Origin of the sequence: Kitasatospora sp. NPDC088351, assembly GCF_040685575.1 — a bacterium.
GTDB lineage: Bacteria > Actinomycetota > Actinomycetes > Streptomycetales > Streptomycetaceae > Kitasatospora.
Map to the genome: position 1 here is coordinate 51,740 of NZ_JBFBIL010000020.1, position 22,372 is coordinate 74,111.

Annotated in this window: 17 protein-coding genes and 1 tRNA gene; 10 read left to right on the forward strand and 8 right to left on the reverse strand. The window is 72.0% G+C overall.

The window, feature by feature from the left end:
- The first annotated feature begins 2 nt into the window (after positions 1–2).
- Entirely contained in the window at positions 3–1,934 is a 1,932-nt protein-coding gene (locus tag AB0P06_RS16925) for a hypothetical protein (protein WP_363608058.1), read from the forward strand.
- Positions 1,935–2,204: 270 nt separating this feature from the next.
- On the opposite strand, the gene AB0P06_RS16930 is transcribed toward AB0P06_RS16925, so the two are convergent.
- On the reverse strand, positions 2,205–3,257 hold the full coding sequence (locus AB0P06_RS16930; protein WP_363608059.1) for an alpha/beta hydrolase: 1,053 nt from the start codon (positions 3,255–3,257) through the stop codon (positions 2,205–2,207).
- A gap of 112 nt (positions 3,258–3,369) precedes the next feature.
- On the opposite strand from AB0P06_RS16930, the gene AB0P06_RS16935 reads away from it, so the two are divergent.
- On the forward strand, positions 3,370–3,996 hold the full coding sequence (locus AB0P06_RS16935) for a TetR/AcrR family transcriptional regulator (RefSeq protein WP_363608060.1): 627 nt from the start codon (positions 3,370–3,372) through the stop codon (positions 3,994–3,996).
- A gap of 144 nt (positions 3,997–4,140) precedes the next feature.
- On the forward strand, positions 4,141–5,475 hold the full coding sequence (locus tag AB0P06_RS16940) for an NAD(P)/FAD-dependent oxidoreductase (protein ID WP_363608061.1): 1,335 nt from the start codon (positions 4,141–4,143) through the stop codon (positions 5,473–5,475).
- Positions 5,476–5,659: 184 nt separating this feature from the next.
- Here the strand turns inward: AB0P06_RS16940 and AB0P06_RS16945 are convergent.
- Positions 5,660–5,743: transfer RNA gene (locus AB0P06_RS16945), tRNA-Leu, on the reverse strand.
- Positions 5,744–5,805: 62 nt separating this feature from the next.
- Positions 5,806–7,140, reverse strand: a complete 1,335-nt coding sequence (locus tag AB0P06_RS16950) for a hypothetical protein (RefSeq protein WP_363608062.1) — start codon at positions 7,138–7,140, stop codon at positions 5,806–5,808.
- A gap of 399 nt (positions 7,141–7,539) precedes the next feature.
- On the opposite strand from AB0P06_RS16950, the gene AB0P06_RS16955 reads away from it, so the two are divergent.
- The gene (locus AB0P06_RS16955) at positions 7,540–9,309 is read left to right on the forward strand and encodes an amidohydrolase family protein (RefSeq protein WP_363608063.1); all 1,770 of its coding nucleotides are present in this window, start codon (positions 7,540–7,542) and stop codon (positions 9,307–9,309) included.
- Between the two features lie 62 nt (positions 9,310–9,371).
- On the opposite strand, the gene AB0P06_RS16960 is transcribed toward AB0P06_RS16955, so the two are convergent.
- The 3 genes from AB0P06_RS16960 to AB0P06_RS16970 form a co-directional block, all read right to left on the reverse strand.
- Positions 9,372–9,848: a hypothetical protein gene (locus AB0P06_RS16960; RefSeq protein ID WP_363608064.1), complete on the reverse strand. Its 477-nt coding sequence runs from the start codon at positions 9,846–9,848 to the stop codon at positions 9,372–9,374.
- A gap of 306 nt (positions 9,849–10,154) precedes the next feature.
- Entirely contained in the window at positions 10,155–10,469 is a 315-nt protein-coding gene (locus AB0P06_RS16965) for a hypothetical protein (protein WP_363608065.1), read from the reverse strand.
- A 333-nt stretch (positions 10,470–10,802) separates the two neighbouring features.
- A complete protein-coding gene (locus tag AB0P06_RS16970) occupies positions 10,803–11,774 on the reverse strand; it encodes a helix-turn-helix domain-containing protein (RefSeq protein ID WP_363608066.1) in 972 nt (323 codons plus the stop codon).
- 150 nt (positions 11,775–11,924) lie between these two features.
- Between AB0P06_RS16970 and AB0P06_RS16975 the strand changes: the two genes are divergently transcribed.
- Positions 11,925–12,536 (forward strand): cysteine hydrolase family protein, encoded by a 612-nt coding sequence (locus AB0P06_RS16975; protein ID WP_363608067.1) that lies wholly within the window; start codon positions 11,925–11,927, stop codon positions 12,534–12,536.
- A gap of 907 nt (positions 12,537–13,443) precedes the next feature.
- Positions 13,444–14,361 carry a hypothetical protein gene (locus tag AB0P06_RS16980; protein ID WP_363608068.1) on the forward strand — a complete coding sequence of 306 codons (918 nt, stop codon included), beginning with the start codon at positions 13,444–13,446 and terminating at the stop codon, positions 14,359–14,361.
- A 56-nt stretch (positions 14,362–14,417) separates the two neighbouring features.
- Here the strand turns inward: AB0P06_RS16980 and AB0P06_RS16985 are convergent, their stop codons facing one another.
- Positions 14,418–14,936: a DinB family protein gene (locus AB0P06_RS16985; RefSeq protein WP_363608069.1), complete on the reverse strand. Its 519-nt coding sequence runs from the start codon at positions 14,934–14,936 to the stop codon at positions 14,418–14,420.
- 31 nt (positions 14,937–14,967) lie between these two features.
- Entirely contained in the window at positions 14,968–15,543 is a 576-nt protein-coding gene (locus AB0P06_RS16990; protein WP_363608070.1) for a nucleosidase, read from the reverse strand.
- A 304-nt stretch (positions 15,544–15,847) separates the two neighbouring features.
- Here AB0P06_RS16990 and AB0P06_RS16995 point away from each other — a divergent pair, with 304 nt between their 5' ends.
- From AB0P06_RS16995 to AB0P06_RS17010, 4 genes are all read left to right on the forward strand, one after another.
- Positions 15,848–17,215, forward strand: a complete 1,368-nt coding sequence (locus AB0P06_RS16995) for a hypothetical protein (RefSeq protein WP_363608071.1) — start codon at positions 15,848–15,850, stop codon at positions 17,213–17,215.
- A gap of 16 nt (positions 17,216–17,231) precedes the next feature.
- Entirely contained in the window at positions 17,232–18,191 is a 960-nt protein-coding gene (locus AB0P06_RS17000; RefSeq protein ID WP_363608072.1) for a glutamate ABC transporter substrate-binding protein, read from the forward strand.
- A gap of 220 nt (positions 18,192–18,411) precedes the next feature.
- Positions 18,412–19,827, forward strand: a complete 1,416-nt coding sequence (locus tag AB0P06_RS17005) for a hypothetical protein (RefSeq protein WP_363608073.1) — start codon at positions 18,412–18,414, stop codon at positions 19,825–19,827.
- Between the two features lie 5 nt (positions 19,828–19,832).
- Complete coding sequence (locus AB0P06_RS17010) at positions 19,833–22,370, forward strand: tetratricopeptide repeat protein (protein WP_363608074.1); 2,538 nt, start codon at positions 19,833–19,835, stop codon at positions 22,368–22,370.
- Positions 22,371–22,372 lie beyond the last annotated feature (2 nt).

The window sequence follows — 22,372 nt, forward strand, 5'->3', positions numbered from 1 at the left end:
TCATGACTACTCAGACGCTCGCCGTACTGGACGCCACGGAGGTCACCCAGGCCATTCAGGACCTCCAGCACAGCGTTACCCTGATCGCCGGCAAGGTCACCGTGATCCGCGCCTACGTGAGCGGCGCGAGCGGCCCCGCCACCGGCGTGAACGGCACCGTGACCCTGCTCCGGTCGCCCACCGATCCCCCGATCACCGTTTCCTCGGCCAATACCGTTTCCCTCGATCCGGCCACACCCAAGGACCTGCCCACCCGTCGGGCCGACGCAAGCCTGAGCCTCAACTTCGTCGTGCCGAGCGTGCTGACGGCCGAAGGGGCACTCAGCGTGAGTTCGATCTCCCTGACCGACACCATGACGGGTGCCGACGTCCCGTTCAACGGGTCGTCCGGCGGCCCGACCGTGTGGTTCCACACCTCCCCGCCGCTCCGGGTGCGGGTCCTGGGGCTGCGCTACACCATGGCCGCCGCCGGGAACCCCCCGGTCACCTACACCCCGCGGGACATGGACCACACCTTCCTGATCAGCTGGCTCAGGCGCGCCTACCCGGTGGCCGACGTCGTCGAAGCACCACACGCCGTCATCGACGTCACGGCCACCCCGCCGTTCCAGTGCACCGACACCAACGCCCAGATCGCCGCCATCCGCGCGCTCGACATCAGCGCCGGCGGTGACCGGCGCACCCACTACATCGGCCAGGCGGCCGACGGCGGGTTCTTCATGCGCGGATGCGCCTCCGGGGTGCCCGACACACCCGATCCCACCACCGTCGCCTCGTCGCCGTGCGGTGCGGCCACCTGGGGCTGGGACTTCGACGGCACGTACGCCGACTGGTACGGCGGGCACGAACTCGGCCACACCTACGGCCGCAAGCACCCGGGATTCTGCGGTGAATCGAAGGACGACCTGCAGAACTACCCGTTCCAGAACGGACAGCTGGCCGACGACGCGAACAGCTTCGCCGGATTCGACGTGGGCGACCCCCAGCTGAATCTGCCGATGGCCGCCAAGCCAGGGGTGCCCTGGCACGATGTCATGACCTACTGCAACCTCCAGTGGCCCTGCAGCTACACCTACGAGGGCATCCGCCGGCGCCTGCTGGCCGAGGACTCCCTCGCAGCCGGCGCCCCGGCGCCCACCCCGGTGGCTCCGCTCCGCGAGGCCGCCCACGAACTGAGAGTCACCACGCGGAGCGGTGGCCGCCCCGACGACCGGTTCCCGCAACTCTCGGTGACCACCGTGCCGGCCCCGATACCGGCGGCCGACGAAGCGGCACGGGGAGCGGCACCCGACGCCGGGCAACTCGTCAGCGTGGTCGGGACGGTCAACCTCACCCAGCGTGCCGGTGCCATCCGCTTCGTCAACCCGGTGTCGGCGGCGGCCCAGCAACCGGCCCGGCCGGCCCCGGCCGGACAGGCCGAACAGCCGGACGGCGCCGGCCCGGACGGAGGGGTCCCGGTGGTCCTGCGGATCCAGCAGGCCGGCGGCGCACCGCCGCAGGACTTCCCGGTCACGGTCAAGCTGTCGTCGGACCCGGAACCGGGGCAGGATCGCACCGGCCTGGTCGACGCGGTCCTCCCGGTGGGGACCGACCCGGCGTCCGTCGAACTGCTCGTCGGCGGACAGGTCGTGGACACCTTCCGCCCCGGAGCCCCGCCCCCGGTCCTGCGCGGCGCCCGTCCGACGACGGCACAGGACGGGAACGTCGGGCTGGATCTGGACTTCGGCCCGGTACCGCAGGACGGTCAGACCTTTGCGACCCAGGTCAGCACTGATGGGGGACGGACCTGGCAGACCGTCGGGGTCGGCCTGAAGAACCCGACGATCACGATCGACCGAAGCCAGTTCTCTCCGGGGACACAGGTTCAGGTGAGGGTCATTTCGACCAACGGCTTCACGAGCTCGACATCGGACATCCAGAGCTTCCAGGTGTGAAGTGAAGGAGTTGCAGGAAGCGACGGAAAACAACGAGGCCGGTCAACCGTGGGGTTGACCGGCCTCATCTGTTCGTGGCCAACCGACGCAATCCTCCACCAGCAGCAATCCACCGGCGCTCCCGTCTGCGTTCCCGGCCGGATGGAGATCATTTCCCGGACGCCGCTCACCGTTCGGACGCTCACCCGCGGCTGGCTGCTCGCCCGGAGCAGCCCCTTCGCTCTCCTGAGCCGGCCGCCGCGGTGAGCTTCCCGTGGCAGGAGCGCCGAATCAGCCGGTCAGGGTGTCCTTCAGCCAGGGGGCGATCACGGCCATCGCCTCGTCGAAGCGCGAGATGGCGCAGTGGCCGGTGTCCGGGATCAGTTCGACCCGGGTGTCCCGGCGGCCCTCGAACACCAGGGTGTCGTCCTGGGGGACGTGGACGTCCTCGGCGCCGTTGACCACCAGCATCGGCCCGTTGGCGTCCTGGTCCAGCAGCGGGCGCAGGTCGAATGCCGCGAAGGCCTCGTCGAGCTCAGCCCTGGTCGGCACGGCGTCGAAGCCCAGGGCGTTGCCGACGATGCCGTCCATGCCGAAGGCGAAACCGCGACCGGGAGCGAAGGAGCGCTCCACCGGGCCGCCGAGCACCACGGAGGCGTCCACCGCCCCGGTCAGTCCGGTCCGGGCGGAGTAGTAGCCGCCCATCGAGATGCCGAAGTGGCCGACCTTCCCGTTGCCGGCCGCGCGGGCGAAGCCGACCAGTGCGGCGATCACCTCGGCCCCGGCGTCCGGGGTCATCGGCAGGTGTGCGGTCTCGCCGGTGCCGGGGAGGTCGAACAGCAGCAGCCGCGCCGGCAGGGTGAACGCGAGCTGCTCCCACATGCCGTGCAGGTCGGTCTTCCAGGAGTCCACGCCGCCGCTGGCGAGGACGACCGGGGCGTCGGCGGGCAGGCCGGGGGCGGCCATCAGGTGGACCGGCAAGGTGGCGTCGCCGCCGCGGTAGGGGACGGTGAGCGTGCGGCGCTCGAACTCCACCGGGAAGCCGGGGGCGGCGAGCACGTACTGCTCGACCTGGCGGGCGAGCGCGGTGCGCTTCGGGTCGTCGGCGAGCGAGGGGAACTTGGCCCAGCCGTACGCCTGCGCGGCCAGGCGGTGGCGCCCGGCCTCGGCGTGGCGGGCGGCGAGGGCGGACCACTCGTACACCCAGCCGCCGGGCCGGTCGGGCCACATCTCGGTGACGGCGGCGCGGACCGCGTCCACCTCGTCGGCGGGCAGGCCGAGGGCCATCTGCGGGTAACGCTCGACGAACAGGTCCTGCGGGTCCAGGGGCCAGGTGAAGGACATGGTGGTGCCTCCTGTCGCACTTAAAGCCGGAATTCCTGCGTTAACGACTATGCGCCCGGGCGACGCCTAACGCAAGCATCCTTGCGTTAATGTGGTGGCCGAGGTGATCCGCATGACCGAAGAAGAGCCGGAACCGATCCGCCGCCGCCCGGGCGGCCGTGCCGCGCGCGTGCGCCAGGCCGTTCTGGCGGCCGCCGCGGAGCTGCTGGCCGAGGAGGGCGTCGACCGGCTCAGCATCGCCGGGGTGGCGGCGCGCGCAGGGGTCAACGAGACCACGGTGTACCGGCGTTGGGGCACCCGGGAGAAGCTCGTGCTGGATGCCATGCTCACCGGCAGCAACGAGGGCATCCCCGTCCCCGACACCGGAGCCGTCCGCACCGACCTGGCCGCCTTCGCCCGCGCGCTGGCCCAGTACCTCGCCACCCCGACCGGCCGCTCCGTCGCCCGGGCGGCCGTACTCAGTTCCGACGACCCCGACCTCGCCGAGGCCTGGCAGACCTTCTGGCAGTCCCGCCTCGACCAGGCCGGCGCCATCGTCGACCGGGCCGTCGCACGCGGGGAACTCCCCACGGACACCGACACGGCCCTGGCCCTGGAACTGCTCTGCGCCCCGCTCCAGACCCGCGCCCTGCTCGGCCACCGCCCGATCGAGCCCGACCTGCCGGAGCGCCTGACGGACATGGTCCTGGACGGACTGAGGGGGAAGAGCCAGGCCCTCCACTCGTTCGGGCGCAGCTGACCGCCCTTCGGTTTCCGGCCTTCCCCTCAGGTCCATGATCCGCCCGGATGGCGCCCCATCGGACGTCCCGACCCTCCAGGAAAGGCCGGGTGGAGCGCAGGCACCGCCCCGAACGGGACCCCGCCGTCCGCAAGGAGGAGCACGATGCCGAAGCCCACGGCCACGATCACGGCGAAAGCCAAGGACAAGACGGTCGAACGGATCAAGCGGTTTCTGGAACTCGGCGACTACGACGTCAAGGTGACGATCGATCCGAACGCGACGGACACCGTGGTGACGGTCGGCACGACGACTCTCAAAAACCCCACGCCGGCCCAGCTCGCGGCGACGATGGATCTGCTGCTCCCCAAGAAGAGTTCGACGTACGACCTCGTCGTGATCGGGGGAGGCCCGGCCGGCCTGGCCGCAGCCATCAACGCCCGCAGCCTCTACGACCTCACCACGCTCATCATCGAGCAGTACGCCCCCGGCGGAACGGCCGCCACGGCGGTCAACCAGATCGACAACTACCTCGGGTTCGATGAGGGGATCGACGCCGGCGACCTGTGCCACAGGGCCGTCCTCCAGGCGAAGAAGTTCGAGGCGCAGTGGCTTCCCGGCTACGGCGTGACGGCCTTCAAGCCCAGCGACGATCCGAAGACGAAGAAGCACGAGATCACCGCGACGAACTCGGACGCCCCCCACGACGCCGTGACGGTGAGCGCCTCACTGGTCCTGCTCGCCACCGGCGTCATCCCGCGCAAGCTGACCCAGCCCACCGCCGCCGCCTTCGAGGACGAGGGCATCTACTACTACGCCCTGCCCGCGGACGCGGAGGGCGTGACGGCGAAGGACACGATCATGATCATCGGCGGCGGCGACTCGGCCGGACGGGCCGCGCTCATGTTCTCCGGCAAGGGCGCCAAGGTTGTCATGCTGATCCGCGACACCTTGACCAAAACGATGCTCAAGGTGATCTCCGACAAGATCAGGGCCGACAAGAACATCACCGTCGTGGAGAACACCGAGGCCACCGAGTTCGACGCCATCAAGACCCCGCCGCCGGACAACCCGAACGCGAAACTGACGGTGGTCGCCAAGGCCAAGTCGTACGCCGTCACCGCCGTCTACGCCCTCATCAGTGCCGACCCCCAGACCAAGTGGATCGAGGACGCGGGCATCACCGTCGTCCGCAAGAACGAGACGGACAAGTACGGACTCGTCGCCACCGGCCTGGACATCTTCCTCGACGCCATCAAGAAGGGGACGTTCAAATACGAGGAGCACAAGAAGGACCTCGAGAACGTGACCGACATGGCCACCAACAAACCCGGCGTCTTCGCGGCCGGAGACGTCCGCTACCGCGCCGAACGCCGCATCGCCACCGCCGCGGGCGAGGGCACGGAGGCAGCCCTGGCCATGCACAACTACCTGAAGGCCAATCCCAAGGTCCTCGACGCCGAGGCAGGCCGGGCGGCCCCCTACTACTACCTGGCCTGACCCCCGGCGCACACCCGGGCCGTGCCCGGCCGCCACCATCCCCCACACCCCACCTGAACAGCGAAAACGCGGATCGCCCCTCACGGTGTCGTGAGGGGCGATCCGCGTCTCCTGACATCAAAACGGCCGGTCAAACCGACATGGTGTCGGTTTGACCGGCCGCATTGGGTCGGTTGACCTTTTGTGCGCGAGGGGGGAGTTGAACCCCCACGCCCTTTCGGGCACTGGAACCTGAATCCAGCGCGTCTGCCTATTCCGCCACCCGCGCATCTGGGTGATGGGGTAAATCGTAGCCCATCCACGGGGGTGCTCCGGACCAGGCCGGAAGGGTCAGGGGGTGATGCGCTCGACGATCCAGTCGATCAGGGCGCCGGAGATGTGGCCGTGCTCGTTGTTGTCGGTGTCGAGGGCGTAGTCGTCCAGGTGGCTCTTCCCGCTGTCGGGCGTGGGGACGGGAGCCTTCAGGTCGACGTCCCACTTCGCCGGGTCGTAGTCCAGCGCCACCGCGCTGACGGCCGGGACGAAGGCGCCGCTGCGGTAGTCGTCGGCGATCTTCGCCTTGAGCGCGTCCGCGACCAGGCCGAAGGTGCCCATCGTGCCGCCGGGCGCGTTGTCCAGCGCCGGGACCTCGGTGGTGGTACTGCGGCGCACCTCCAGGCCGAGGTGCATGCCGCCGATCTTCTGCTTCTCACCCTTGTCCGGCTGGAACCGGGCGGTGGCGCTGGCGATCAGGGCCTGCCAGTCGAAGGCGACCTCGCCCGTCGGCAGCGGAAGGCCGACGCCGTCGCCCCGGCCGTTGGCGACGCCGAGCTTGAGCGGGCGTTGCGGGAAGTTGCCGATGCTCTGGAAGTCCCGCAGGAAGTCGTCCCGCAGTTCGCTGGACCGCGCGGCCACCGGGCCCTTGTACTTGGAGTTCTCCACCCAGGCCCAGAGCAGCTGCTGCGCGGCGGGGCTCCGGATCAGATCGGCCTGCTTGGCCCCATCGGGCCCGGCGGGGGTGAAGTCCTCGAAGAAGTAGGCCATCTGCTGGAGGATCAGCGGGATCCAGGCGCCGTTGTGCGGCGAGTCGTACGAGAGGTACGTCGCGGTCTGGTGGTCGACCTGCTGGGACTCCAGCTTGGCGAGCGCGTAGCGGGTGACGATCCCGCCCATGCTCACCCCGCCGACGGTCAGCGGTGTGTCGCTCTTGCGCTCCTCGATCGCCCTGAGGATGGCGCTGATCGCGACCTCGGCGTTGGCCTGGATGTGGGTGTGCCGCTCCTCGAAGCCGAGCAGGATCACGTCGATGCCACGGCGGAGCAGTTGGTCGAGGAAGCCCGGCTTGCCCTCCTCGTACTCCTGGTTGAAGTGCGCGAACAGCCCGGGCAGGTCGCTCGGGCCGTAGCTGAAGCCGTCCGAGAAGATGAACGGCCGGCTGAGGCCGAACTTCGGGTTGGCGTAGTAGACCGCGGCCCGGCCCTTCGCGACCTGGCCCTCGTAGGGCGAGGCGCCGGTCAGGTCCCACACCACGTCGGGCTGCCGCCCATCGGCGGGGGCGGTCAACGCCGCGGTGAACCAGATCCCCGGCGTCAGCTGGGCGGTCGCCTCCGCCAGCTCCGCCCGGGAGGGCTCCGCCTGGCCCTCCAGGAGAGTGAGGGCAACATCGACCCTGGGTTTCTGTGCCATGAACTACCACCTCTGTTGATCGAACAGGGATCATCCGTGCACGCTGGGCGACGCTAACTGCTCGACTACTCACAGCACCAGCGCAAAACGCAGAGTGATCGAAAATGTTTGGTCAGGATCGCTGGGCGATCAGAAGCGATCAGTCGGTCAGACAGGGAAAGGGCGGGCGGACGCGGGTCGCTCCTCGCCAACGAGCCGACCGAGCACCGGGGTTGCCGCCCGCGTGCGGGCGGGATCGGCGAGTTCGCCCGGGCGCCGATCGCCCCCGCACCCGGGCGCACGGACCCCGCCTCCGGACGCACGCAGAGCGTGATCACCGTGTGACGAAGCGGGGTTGACGATCGATCACCCGGGGTAGTGCCCGCACGACAGACCGCAATCGGCGCGAGAGGAAGCAGCATGGGCGATCAGCCGCAGGCACCGTACGACGAGGCCGACCTCATCTTCCACAACGGTGAGATCGTGACGGTGGCCGAGCCGCCCACCGCCGAGGCCGTGGCGGTGAAGAACGGCATCATCGTCTTCGTCGGCGACCACGCCGCGGCCCTCGACCGCTGGCGCGGTCCCGCCACGCAGGTGCGTGATCTCGAAGGCCGGGCGCTGCTCCCGGGGTTCATCGACGCGCACGGCCACCTCGGGGGCATCGGCCTCCAGGCCACCATCGCCAATCTGCTGGCCGACCCGGACGGCGACGTCACCGACATCGCCTCGCTCCAGCAGAAGCTGCGGGACTGGGCGGACACACCGGTCGGGCGCGCCTCGGAGTGGATCGTCGGCTTCGGCTACGACGACGCCGTGCTGGAAGAGGGTGTGCACCCCACCCGGGACGACCTGGACGAGGTGTCCACCGAGCGGCCGGTGCTGGCGATCCACCAGTCCTTCCACCTGGGGGCGGTGAACAGCCTGGGGCTGGCGGCGCTCGGCTACACCCCGGACAGCGACGACCCCGACGGCGGCGTCATCCGCCGCCGGGAGGACGTCGAAGCCCCTCCGCACGGCGAGCCGAACGGGGTGCTGGAGGAGACGGCCTTCTCCCCCGCCTCGGCGGCGGCGATGGCGGGCCTGCCGGAGTCCGCGCGGCTCGGTCTGTTCGGCAAGGGGGCGGAGTCGGCGGCTTCGTTCGGCTTCACGACGGTCCAGGAGGGCGGCACCACCCTGGAGAACCTGGGCATCCTGCGGGCGATCGCCGCCGCCGTGCCGTTCGAGATCGACGTCGTCGCCTACGCGCGGGCCGACGAGTCCACGGCGGCGGTGCTGAACCGGGACACGATCGGGGACCCGGTCGAGGCAGGCCCGAAGTACGTCAACGGTGTGCGGGCCGCAGGCGTGAAGATGTACCTGGACGGCTCCCCGCAGGGCCGCACCGCCTGGCTCACCAAGCCGTACGCGAAGCCCCCGGCGGGCAAGCCGGACGACTACTGCGGCTACCCCACCATCAAGGACGACGCCGTCGTCCTGACCCAGGTGCGGACGGCGTACGAGCACGGCTGGCAGGTGCTCGCGCACGTCAACGGGGACGCCTCGATCGACCAGTTCATCGGCGCGGTCAGGGCCGCCACCGAGGAGGCCGGGCCCGGCGACCGGCGGACGGTCGCGATCCACGCCCAGACCGCCCGCCATGACCAGATCAACGACTTCGCCCTGCTCGGCATCATCCCGTCGTTCTTCTCCATGCACACCTACTACTGGGGCGACTGGTACCGGAAGACCGTCCTCGGCGAGGAGCGCGCCGCGAACATCTCCCCGGCCCGCTGGGCGCTGGAGCGCCGCATGATCTACACCTCGCACCACGACGCCCCGGTGGCGCTGCCCAACTCGATCGCCATCCTGTCCAGCCAGGTCACCCGCCGCACCCGCACCGACAAGGTCGTCCTCGGCCCGGACCAGTGCGTGTCGGCCCTGGACGCCGTCCGCTCGATCACCATCAACGCCGCCCACCAGTACTTCGAGCAGGACACCAAGGGCAGCATCGAGGTCGGCAAACTCGCCGACCTGGTCATCCTCGGCGCCAACCCCGTGACGGTCGCCCCGGAGGAGATCCAGCACATCAAGGTCGCCGAGACCATCAAGGCCGGCCGGACGATCCACCCGGCGATCGCCTCCCGCACCGTCCCCCACGGCGCCGTCCGGACTCCCCCGGTCGACTACCAGTGGCACTGCAACTGCTGACCCGCCCCGGGACGGTCGGAGGCCGGCCGCCGCCGCAACCGGCGGCGGCGACCGGCCCTCCGTCAAGGCAACGGGGCAGGCACGGCGGCGCGTGTTCCCTCCTGACGCCGGGTGATCGCGCGCACGGTGAGCGCCACAGCGCAGACCGCCAGCACGGCCAGCACCGGGTTGACGTACCCGGGGACGATCACACCCGCCGTGCGGCCGTCGTCGATCCGGCAGCCGAACTCCAGCGGGACGAACGACGGGTCGTAGCCGACCACCCGGCCGGTACCCGCCGCCGCCGTGCAGGCCCGGGAATCGCCGTAGTCATCGGACATGAACAGGTGCAGCAGACCCCAGGTGTACATCCCGGCCACCCCGGCCCACGTCAGGACCGCGGCGGGAGCGAGGGCCGCCGCCCGCGTTCCGGCCCGCCTCGCGCGGATCAGCACCCGGACCCCGTAGACGAACAGCCCCGGGGTTGCGATGACACCGGCCAGGGTCAACAGAAGGAGGGCGATACCGTCATGCCCCTCGTACGGCTGGTCTCCTGACATCGCATGCCTCGCCTCGGGTGACAGTTACGGGAGATCGTCCGGTCCCCCTCCATCACGCAGGAGAGTCCCGAACGGTTCTTCGCCCCCGGGAACCCGCCCCCCTCCGAGCGCCCGGCTCCCGCACGGCGCCGGCCGGACTCCCCCGGTCGACTACCAGTGGCACTGCAACTGCCGACCCACCCCGGGACGACAGGAGGGCCGGCAGCCACCGCAACCGGCGGCTGCCGGCCTCCGAACACTCACCGACGACGATCCGCGATGGCGCGTCGGCCGATCTGCCGACGCGCCATCGATGCGCTGTGCGACTCAGGGCAGCAAGGTGAGAACGGCGCAATGCGCGGGCTTCACGACCGTGAAGTGCCGACGATCCAACGTCGCCACCCGATCCACGCCCAGCCGCTCGGCAAGGTCCGCCGGACCATCGATGATTCCCGCAAGGGACAGCAGCCGGTCGGAGTGCTCGGCCTCCGCCTCCCGAGTCTCGTCCTCCTCGGTCAGGCCCTCCGCCACCGGCGCCAGTTCCTCGTCCTGCGTGACGAGCAGCATCAATCGCCGCACCTGGGTCGGGGTCATCCGATCCACCAGGTGGTGCATGTCCTCGTAGTCGTGCGCAACGCTCACATCGGCAGTCTAGTTCTTCACACCCTCGGCGGCCACGCGATCACGCTGAGTTCCCACCTCGACGCCTGGGCGACCCCTGGGCCAAGGTTTCGAATCCCGTCGACACCCCTCCACGCCGATGGTGTACTTGACCAATACCTTTCCTGTGCAACGCACTTGGGGTGCATCCAGGTTCCGCAGCACCGGCCCGCGCGACTCCCGCATCCCGCCCTCCCGCGAGGTGGCCGAGGATTTCGGCGAGCCGATCGCCGTCCTGCGGCAGCCTCCGGGCGAGTGGTTCACGCTGCTGGGGCGGCAGAGCTCCAACGGCTTCCCCTGCCACCTCGATGTCGACTACCGCCAACCGGCCTCCCGTCCCCGGAAGGTCCGCCGGTACTCGCGCGGGGCGACGCCGACCCGTGCCACGAAGGCGGGCCGCAGGGACACCGCCGAGCCGAAGCCGCAGCGGACGGCGATGGCGTCCACCGGCAGGTCGGTCTCCTCCAGCAGCCGCTGCGCCGCCAGGACCCGCTGCTCCAGCAGCCACCGCAGCGGGGTGGTGCCGGTGGTCTCGCCGAAGCGGCGGGCGAAGGAGCGCTCCGACATCAGCGCCAGCCCGGCCATCCGGCGGACGCTCCACGGGGTGTCCAGCGAGCCCAGGATCTCCGCGCGGGCCCGGGCCAGCGTGTCGTCGCCGCGGCCGGCGTCCTCCGGCACCGGGGAGGGGATGAACTGGGCCTGGCCGCCGGGCCGGAACGGAGCGGTGACCATCGCACGGGCGATCGCGGCGGCGGCCTGCTGGCCGTGCGCGGCGCGGACCAGGTGCAGACAGAGGTCGATACCGGCCGCCACTCCGGCGGAGGTCCACAGGTCGCCCCCGCCGGTGAACAGCACCTCGGGGTGGACGTCCACGGCCGGGAAGCGGCGGGCGAGTTCGGGCGCGAGGGCCCAGTGGGTGGTGGCGGTACGGCCCTCCAGCAGCCCGGCCTCGGCGAGGACGAACGCGCCCGCGCAGAGCGAGGCGATCGACACGCCCCGTTCGTGTGCGGCCCGCAGCGCCGCCAGGACCGCCGGATCGCGCGGCTCCGTCGGGTTCTCCAGCCCGGGCACGACGATCAGATCGCAGTCCAGCAGGGCGTCCAGCCCGAAGTCCGGCACCCGCTCCAGGCCGCCCCCGAGCCGCACCCGGGCGCCGTCCGGTCCGCACACCCGCAGCTCGAAATGGGGCAGCCCGGGCCGGGTGACCCGGTTCGACCACACCTCCCCGATCACCGCGTAGTCGAACGGCCGGACACCATCGAAGATCAGACAACCCACCCTGCGCATGGCAGAAATCTAGCGGCGGCCGACCCCTGGGGCCCGGAACCAACACGTGCCCGGCCGGTGGGACCGGACCGCGCACCCTGGCAGAAATCTATCGATACCTGGCACCACGACCCATCACGGACGGTACGCGTCGCGTTGCAGGATGGAGCCATGACCAACACCAGCGCGCTCGACGCGCCACTGACCATTGACACCGACTCCGTCCTCGTCCTGATCGACGTTCAGAAGGGTTTCGAGGACTACGCGTTCTGGGGCACCCGCGACAACCCGGAGGCCGAGCAGCGGATCGGCGAGCTGGTCTCCGCATGGGAGAGCACCGGACGACCGATCGTGGTGGTGCAGCACGCGTCGCAGGTCGGACCGCTGGTGCCGGGGACTTCCGGGTTCGAGCTCAAGGACGTGGTCGCGGGCGTGCGCGCGGACCTGCACATCACCAAGCCGGTCAACAGCGCCTTCTACGGCACGCCGGACCTGCACGCCTGGCTCCAGCAGCGGGGCGCACGGCAGGTGGTGATCACCGGGATCATGACGAACGTGTGCAACGAGACCACCGCACGGATGGCCGGCAACCTCGGCTACGACACCGTCTTCCCGGCCGACGCCATGCACACCTTCGACATGGCCGGCCCGGACGGCGTGACCGTCCCGGCCGCCGAACTCGCCCGCGCCACCGGGGCGGTGCTGCACGCGATGCGGTTCGCCAAGGTCACCACCACCGAGGCCGTGGTGGCGGCGGCCCAGTCGGCCGCCGTGATCAGCTGACCAGCCACTCAGTCGCTCATGGACCGTCCCCTCCACCCCGTCGAGTAGCACGACATCCCGGCCGGGACCGGTGGCCACCTCGTAACGGCGGGCCAACGCATCGACCTTGGCGTGGAGTTCAAGCCAGAGCGCGGCGGCCGCCGCCGCCGCCCGGAACACCGTCAGCGCCAACCCCGACCCGACAACGCGACCGCTCCTGGGGGGACGGCCGCGCTGAACCGCGGCACAGGGTGAGGAACTGACATACAACCAGCTGCTTCGCGGCACGGAAGCGGCACGGCCCGGCAGAGGGCTAGGCTTTTCGCACCACCCGAACGGCCCGCTGAAGCCGCGGCGCAGACACGCCCAGGCCGGACAGCACTCCAACCGGGGCCGTGAGCGCGCGAAAGGGCACTTGGTGTCTCTGCTCGACCTTGACTCGGCCCCGGCCAGAGCCGTCACCGAGGCCGCTTCCTCCCGCCTCGACGTTCGACTCTCCGGATGCGCGGCGGCGCACCCGGCCGGGCGGCATGCCGGACACAGCCCGATGGAGGTGCCCTGGTGGTAGGCGCCCCCCTGTCGCCGGGCGGCCACCCGAAGAAGGAGATTCGGGAGGCGTTGGAAAAGTGGGTGGCCCAAGGCTGGGCTCTCCACCAGGACGGACACTGGGGCAGGCTTTACTGCCCGTGCGCGGCCCGGTGCACCACGATCCCGATCAGCAGCACCCCGAGGAATGCCGGAAACGAAGCCAAGCGGATCAACCGTACGGCCGCCCGCTGCCCACTGCCGCCCGAGGCCGCCAACCGAAGCCTGACAGGGTTGCCCCGCAACTAGTCACACAGCGAAATGTCCACTTTATGGCTATTTAACCGTTGACGAACGACAACACTTCTGCCATCGTGAGGATGTCGAGCAGAAGGGGGACGCCATGGAGTACGAGTTCACCTTCGTTGTCGCCGGTGTCGATGTAGACGACGATTCGGCGGTTGAAACCCTCCGCGAGCAGATGGATGCAATGCTGGCCCGCGCGGGCAGCTTGAATTTGTTGACGGTCGCCTTTGACGGCGACACTGCCGTCCAGGCCGCACTCGGTGCGGTGTCGGTGGCACACGCGACACTTCCCCAGCTTCGGGTGCTGAGGCTCGACCGAGATCTCGTGGGCATCCATGAGATTGCCGACCGGACCGACCGGACCCGCCAGAACGTGGCCCAGTGGATCAACGGAAGCCGCAAGTCGGGAGGCACCCCCTTCCCCCCTCCGGAAGGTACGGCGGGCCGCTCCCAGGTCTGGCTGTGGACCGAGGTCAATCAGTGGCTGGCCCAGCACGGCCTGGCCGATGACATCGCCTACCCGACACGGGAAGAGATGACCGAGATCGACTTCGCCGTGGCGAACTCGATGTCCCTGAACTTCCGCGCGGCGTCGGACGACCCGTCGTTCGATCTGGCGCGGGATGCCGTGATCGAACGTCTCCGGTCGAACGACATCACCGGTTTCATGAACTTCCTCTCCAGCATCGACGGTGGCGCAGGATCCGGTGAGCACGACCTGATCGTGGCGGCCGCCGACGAGCCCGCGCGTCATGTCATGGAACGCATCGGACGGATCGGCCACCAGTCGATCCTGGTAACGATGATCGACAACAGCCTTGTGGCATCCGTGATGTCGCCGCGGCTACCGGCCCGCCCGGTCAGCGTCGTCCCCGTACCGCACGGAACCACGGTCCGCACGTGGATGGAGTTGCTTCGGGAGCATCCGCACGCCGCCTTCGCCCCGGTGGCGGAGGACGAAGAGCCGGGCGGGGCATCAGGGGCGATTCAGCGGGTTCTCTCCATCGCGGCCTGAGCGCTTCGCGGGCCGCTGCCGCCCCCGCCGGCAGCGGTCGGTGCCCGGCCCAAGCCCTAGCGACCGACCGAACCGTCCAGCTGTTCGCGGAGGATGTCGGCGTGGCCGGCGTGCCGGCCGGTCTCCTCGATCATGTGGACGAGCAGCCAGCGCATCGACGGGGCTTCGGCGTCGGGGCGCAGCGAGCGCACGCCGGGGTGGTCGAGGTCGGTGGCCGCGGCGGCGATCACCTCGTTGGCCCGGGCGATCGCGGCCCGGTAGGCGGCGACCGATCCGGCCACCGTCTCGTCGCCGGGCGAGGGCGCGTCGTCGTCCCAGGGTTCGACGTCCGCGCCCCGGTAGGCCCAGACGAACCAGTTGAGTTCGACGGCGGTGAGGTGCCGCACCAGCCAGAGCAGGCTGGTGCCGGAGGCGACGCCGGGCCGCCGGGCGTCCTCGTCGGAGAGCCCGACGGTCTTGCCGATGACGGCCTCGCGCAGGTACTCGAGAAAGGTGAGCAGGGTGGTCGGCTCGTCGGCGTTGAGCCCGGGCGGGCGGACGTCGCGGCCCACGGACGGTGTGGTCTTCCCGTTCACTCGCACCCCCTGAATCGCTCCTGCCGCACCGTCACCAGCCCTGGGTGTGCAGCCAGTCGGCGAGGTGGCGGGCGCAGTCGTCGACCGACTCGCGCCAGGTGTGCCCGGCGTCCGCGCCGGCCTCGTCGCTGACGTGCTTGACCAGCCGGACGGGCACGCCCGCCCGGTGGGCGACGGTGGCGAGGGCGTAGCCCTCCATGTCGACCAGGTCGGCGTGCTCGGCCAGGCGCTCGCGGGCGGCCGGGTCGGAGACGAAGAGGTCGCCGGTGGCCAGTACCGGGCCGTCGCCCTTGCCGACGACGAGCGGCGCGCCGTAGGTGCGGCCGGTGAGGGCGTACAGGGCCGGGGTGTCGATGTCGTGCTGGAGCACCTGGGTGACCTGGTGGGTGCCTTCCCAGCCGGGGCGCAGGGCGCCGGCGGTGCCGAGGTTGACCACCTCGCTGGGGTGCTCCCCCCGGGCGAGGACGGTGGCCAGCGCGGCGGCGGCGTTGACCTTGCCGATGCCGGTGAGCAGCACGGGGAGCCGGTCGCCGAGGTGGGCGGCCTCCTCCCGGACGGCGACGACGAGCAGCGGACGGTCGGCGGAGATGGTTCCAAGCAGGCGCATACGGCCCATGGTACGGAGCGGTCCCCGCCGAACCGGTGCCCGGACACAAGCGGACCCCTCCCCTCCGACTGTCCGGGGAACCGCATAGGGTGCATCCCGCGTCGCAGCGATCGCCGCCCGCCCCGCGTCCGGCGGCAGCGGCCGTTCCGCCGCTCGGAGATGCTCAAGATCGGCGCAAGTCGGGTGTGGCCGCGGGGAGTGACGGCCATACTGCTGGCAACGGCCGGGCCCTGGATGACGGGGCGGGCCACAGGGGAGGGTGAGGCGGGTGGCGACACCAGTACGTACACAGGAGCCGGGCGCGGTGGTGCCGGTACCGCCCGGCGGCCCGGCGGCGGCGGTCCCGGCCACCGGGCTGCGCGCCCGGCTCGGCCGGGCCACCGGAACGGCGCCGGGCCGGCTGCGGCTGGCCGGGGCCCTGCTGGCCGTGCTCACCGTGGCGTTCGGCGCGCTCACCGCCTGGCAGGTCAACTCCCGTGCGCAGGCGGCGGAACGGGTGGTCTCGTACAGCCAGCCGCTGAGCCAGGCGGCCGCCGACATCCACCGCTCGCTGGCCGACGCGGACACCACGGCGGCCACCGGCTTCCTGCTGGCCGGTGCGGAGCCGAAGGCCGTCCGGGACCGGTACGAGCAGGACCTGGCGACGGCCTCCCGGCTGATCACCGAGGCCGCGGCGCGGACCACCGCCTCCTCCCCCGCCCAGGGCTGGCTCACCACGCTCAACCAGCAGGTGCCGGTCTACGCCGGTCTGGTGGAGGCCGCCCGGGCGGACAACCGGCAGGGCTTCCCGCTCGGCGGCGCCTATCTGCGGTACGCCTCCGACCAGATGCGGACGGTGCTGCTGCCGGCCGCCGCCCAGCTGACCGCCGCCGAGAACCAGGAGCTGGCGGACGACTTCGCCGAGGCCAAGGCCGTGCCGTGGGCGGCGTACGGGCTGGGCGTGGTGACCCTGGGCGCGCTGGTCTGGGTGCAGATCAGGCTGTTCCGGCGCACCAACCGGGTGTTCAACCCCGGTCTGCTCGGCGCGACCGCCGCCGTGCTGGCCGGGGCGCTCTGGCTGACGGTCGCGGGGCTGGACGCGCACAACGGCCTGGCGCGCAGCGAGTCCAGGGGCGCGGCCCCGCTGCGGGCGCTCAACGCGGCCCGGGTGGACGTGCTGACCGCCCGGCTGGCGGAGAACCTGCACTTCGTCGCCCGGGGTTCGAGCACCACGTACGCGGACCTGTGGACGACGACGACCGAGCACCTGGAGAGCCGCAAGGAGGGCGACGGGGATCTCCCCCGCGGCGGCACGCTGGTGACGGCGCTGCGGCTGGCCCCGCCGGACGCGTCCCCGGCCATCGGGGACGCCAGGACGCGGTACGAGGAGTGGTACGACCGGCACGCCGCGGCGAGCAGGCTGGAGAACGTCGACGCGGACTACCAGGGCGCGCTGGACGCCACGGTGACGGTCAAGGAGGCGGACGTGCCGAAGAGCGCCGACGCCTCGTTCAGCGCCGCCGACCAGGGGCTGGCCAACGCCGCCGGGATCGAGCTGAAGGAGTTCCGGCAGGCGGCCGAGGGCATCGACGGGGACCTGCGCACCGCCGCCGTGGCGGTGGCGCTGCTGGCCCTGGTGGCGGCCGTGGCGGCGGCGCGCGGCCTCGGCCGGCGACTGGCCGAGTACCGGTAGAGGGGGAACGGACATCATGCGCAAGGGAAACGTACGGGCCCGGTCGGTGACGGCGGTGGCGCTGCTGGCGTCCTGCGCGGCGGTGCTGGGCGCGGGCGCCCCGCAGGGCGCCGTGCTGCCGGCGGCGGCCGCGGGGCAGCGGGCACCCCGGGCAGAACAGGCGCCGCAGCAGCCGCAGGCCGACTGCGACGTCTACAAGAGCGTGCCGGCGAGCACCGAGGACGGCCCGGCGGTGAAGGCGATCAAGGCCCGGCGCAGCCTGGTGATCGGCGTGGACCAGAACAGCTACCGCTGGGGCGCGCGCAACCCGAACACCGGTCAGATCGAGGGCTTCGACATCGACCTCGCCAAGGCGATCGGCACGGCCCTCATGGGCGACCCGGAGAAGGTGACCCTCAAGGCGGTGCCGACCGCCGAGCGGATCAAGTTCATCCAGGAGGGCCGGGTCGACCTGATCGTCCGGACCATGACGATCACCTGCGACCGGCTGGACCAGGTCGCCTTCTCCAAGCCGTACTTCACCACCAGCCAGCGGGTGCTGGTGCCGAAGTCGTCGCCGGCCAGGACCATAGACGAGGCGGTGAACGGCAAGACCGTCTGCGCCGCGTCGAGCTCCTCGGCGGAGGACGAGCTGAAGGCCCGCCCGAAGGTCGGGAAGATCGTCACGGTGGAGAACCACCTGGACTGCCTGGTGCTGATGCAGCTCGGCAAGATCGACGCGACCATGACCGACGACGGCCTCGCGGCGAGCCAGGCGGCCCAGGACCAGACCGTCCGGGTGGTGGACGGCGAGGTCCGGCCGGCCGTCATGGGCATCGCGATGCTGAAGAACAGCACCGACCTGACGGCCCGGGTGAACCAGGTACTCGCCGACTACCACTCCGGCGGCGCCTGGCGGGCGGGCTACGACCGCTGGCTCAAGCCGTACATGCTGAACGACGCCGACCACTACTGGCCGAAGGAGCAGGCCCGCTGAGCGGCGCCCGACCGGATCGGTGCGAGGCGCGCCGATGAGGGCGTCCTGACGGCCCGCGCCCGGCCCGTCCTCCGGGCCACCGGCTAGGGTCGGGACGGTCGCGGTGCGGCCGACGACCGGAGCGGAGGGACCCGGACAGCGCGGCGGACACCACGGCGGACACCGCAGCGAGCGGCACCGGACGGCACAGCGAGCGACACCAGACAGGAAGGACACGGCGTTGGCAGCATCTGCTGGTCCGGTGCTGAGCCGGGAGGAGGTGGACCGCGCGCTGGCGCGCCTCGGCGCGGAGCGCGACGCGGTCGAGTCGGCCCTGCTCTCGCTCCAGGACCATCCCGGTCTGCGCCTGCTCGACGGCGCCGAGCTGGCCGGCCGCACCCAGGAGCGCTGGACGGTCGCCGGGCAGGGCCTGCCGCTGCTCTGGGCGCTGTTCGACCGCTACTCGGAGGCCCTGGCCTCCGCCCGCGCGGTGCGCGCCCGCAAGGCCAGGCCCGGCACGCCCGAACTCGCCGAACTGAGCGAGCTGCTGACCGGCGAGGCGGTCACCGTGCCCGGCGGTGCGCTGCCGGACGGCCCGCAGCTGCTCGGCGCACCCGCCAGGCTGGTCGAGCGGGTCAGCCTGGACGCGCTGATGGTGCGGATGAACTCCTGGTACGCCACCGTGCTGGAGGTGGTGAGCGCCGCCGACGCCGTCTGGTCCGCGCTGCCGGCCCGGATCGACCTGCTGCTGGCCGAGCTGCACCGGGTACGGAACCTGGCCGGTTCGCTCGGCGTCCGCACCGGCCACCACCCGCTCGCCGACGACCTGGTCGGGCTGGACGCCGATCTGACGGAGCTGCGGGCCGAGGTCCGCAGCGACCCGCTGGCGCTCTGGCGACCGGCCCGGGTGCCCGCCCAGCGCGGCACCACTCCGGACGGCACCGCGCTGGCCACCCCCTCCGGAATGGTGGACACCGAACGGTTCGACCGGGCCGGGCGGGCGCTGGACGGCGTCCGGCTGGAGCTGGAGAACATGCTGCGGCTGCGCGACGACGCCGAGGAGCGGCTGCAGGGCGTCGGCGAGCTGCTGCAACGGGCGGACGCCACGCTGGCGGAGGCCCGCCGGGCGCGCGGCGAGGTGCTGGCGAAGATAGCGGCCACCGAGGTGCCCGCGGTGCCGGGCCCGGCCTCGGCGCTGCGCGAACGGATCGTGCTGGCACTGGAGTTGCGCCAGAGCGGCCAGTGGTACCGGCTGGCACCGCTGCTGGACGCCCTGGAGGACGCCGCCGCCAAGGAGCTGGGCCGGGCCCGGCAGTCGCTCACCGAGGTGACCCAGCCGCTGGCCGTCCGGGCCGAGCTGCGCGGACGGCTGGACGCGTACAAGGCGATGGCGGCCCGGCTTCGGGTCGCCGAGGACCCGGAAGTGGTCGAGCGCTACGAGAAGGCGCGCTGGCTGCTCTGGAGCGCGCCCTGCGACCTGCGGGCGGCGGCCGCCGCGGTGGCCCGCTTCCAGCAGTCGCTGCGGCCCACCCCGGACGCGTCGGAGCAGGACGGGCCCGGAGCGGGCGGGGCCGGAGCCGGCGGGGCCGCGCAAGGAGAGGCCGTGCAGGGAGAGGCCGGCGGGGCGCCGGTCGACGGACAGGTTCAGGGGGGCTGAGGTTCATGGGCGAAGCGTGCGAGCGGCCGGAGTGCACCGGCGGCGGGACGATCGACGAGGACGGCTACTGCGACGAGTGCGGGCTCGCACCGGCGGGCGCGTCCTCGGTGAAGACCGCCGCCTCCGGCAGCCCGGCGGGCACCCCGGCCACCGCCGCGGGCCCGGGTTCGCCCTGCCCGCGCGACTGCGCCGGGACGATCGACGACGACGGCTACTGCGACGAGTGCGGCCTCACCGCCCCCGGCGGCGACACCGGGCTCACCCAGCCGTACCTGCCCTCGGCCCGGGTCGCCCCCGACTCCGGGCGGAGCGGCTCGTCCCGGGCCGGCTCCGGCTCGTCCCACACGATGTCCGGCCGCTCCCGCTCGCACCGCTCCACCCGGACCGGCAGCGGCCGCTCGGTGTCGGTGCGCAGCAGCCGGGGCAGCGTCAGCGCGGGCACCCGCAGCCGGCTCGGCGCCGGCCTGGTGACGGTGCCGAGCGTCCCGGACGCCGACCCGGCGCAGGCCGTGCTGGCCAACCCCGAGGTGCCGGAGCGCAAGCGGTTCTGCTCCAAGTGCGACACCCCGGTGGGCCGGGAGAAGAACGGCCGCCCGGGCCGCCCGGAGGGCTTCTGCACCAAGTGCGGCACGCCGTACTCGTTCACGCCCAAGCTGCGCCGGGGGGACCTGGTCGGCGGGCAGTACGAGGTGGTGGGCTGTCTGGCGCACGGCGGGCTCGGCTGGATCTACCTGGCGGTGGACCGGCGGGTCAACGACAAGTGGGTGGTGCTGAAGGGCCTGCTGGACACCGGGGACGAGGACGCGCTCGCGGTGGCCGTCGCGGAGCGGCGCTTCCTGGCCGAGGTGGACCACCCGAACATCGTCCGCATCATCAACTTCGCCGAGCACCCGGACCTGCGCACCGGCTCCACCGACGGCTACATCGTCATGGAGTACGTCGGCGGCAAGTCGCTCAAGGACATCGCCAACGACCGCCGCACGCCGGACGGCCACCGCGAGCCGCTGCCGGTGGAGCAGGCGATCGCGTACGCGCTGGAGGCGCTGCCCGCACTCGGGTACCTGCACAGCCGGGGCCTGGTGTACTGCGACTTCAAGATCGACAACGTGATCCAGAGCGGCGACGCGCTCAAGATCATCGACATGGGCGCGGTCCGCCACCTGGACGACGACGGCCCGATCTACGGCACCATCGGCTACCAGGCCCCCGAGATCGCCACCGACGGCCCCTCCCCCGCCTCCGACCTCTACACCGTGGCCCGCACCCTCGCGGTGCTCACCTTCGACTTCCAGGGCTACAGCACCACCTACCGCCACTCCCTGCCCGGGCCCGAGGCCGTACCGGTCTTCGCCGCGTACGAGTCGTACTACCGCTTCCTGGTCCGTGCCACCGACCCGGACCCGGCCCGCCGGTTCGCCTCCGCCGAGGAGATGGCCGACCAGCTCACCGGCGTGCTGCGCGAGGTGCTGGCGCTCCAGGACGGCCGGCCGCGCCCCGCCCTCTCCACCCTGTTCGGCCCGGAGCTGCGGGTGGTCGACACCGAGCTGGTACTGCCCGGCACCGTACCCGGCGAGCTGCGGGTGGCCGCCCTCGACCCGGCCGCCGCCGCGCTGGCGCTGCCCGCCCCCCGGGTCGACCCCGCCGACCCCAACGCCGGCTTCCTCGCCACCCTGCTCGGGGCCGACCCCGAGGAGGCGCTGACCGCCCTGGCCGGCGCGCCCGCCGACTCCGTCGAGCGACGGCTGCGCGAGCTGCGCGCCCAGCTGGAACTCGGCCGGCACCGCGAGGCCGCGGACGCCCTGACCGCTCTGGAGAACGACCACCCCGACGACTGGCGGGTGGTCTGGTACCGCGGCCTGACCGCCCTGGCCGGCTCCGCCACCGCGGCGGACCGGGCCCCCGACCCGGGCGGCGTACGCGCCGCCGCCGAGGCCTTCGACGCCGTCTACGACGCCTTCCCCGGCGAGAGCGCCCCGAAGCTGGCCCTCGCCATCTGCGCCGAACTCCTCGGCTCCGGCGGCGACTCGGCCGAGTTCTACCGGCTGGTGTGGAGCACCGACCAGGCCTACCTGAGCGCCGCCTTCGGGCTGGCCCGGGTCCGGCTCGGGGACCTCGACCGGCCGGGCGCCGTCGCCGTCCTGGAGTCGGTGCCGGCCACCTCCAGCCAGTTCACCGCCGCCCGGATCGCCGCCGTCCGGGCCCGGCTGCGCGAACGGCCCGCCACCGACCCGCTCGGCGCCGACCTCGGCGCGAGCTCCGCGCAGCTGACCGCGCTGCGCCTGGACGACCGCCGCCGCGAGGAGCTCGCCGTGGAGGTGCTCGGCGCCGCGCTCGGCTGGGTGACGGCCGGCTCTCCCGGAGAGGGCGGCCAGGCCCGGTCGGCCGGCGAGGTCACCGTACTGGGACGGCCGGCCGTCGAACGGGAACTGCGGTTCGCACTGGAGCAGTCCTACCGGGTACTCGCCCGGTTGGCCGACCGGGCCGAGACCAGGATCGAGATGGTGGAGCGGGCCAACCGTGCCCGCCCCAGGACGTGGGTGTAGCC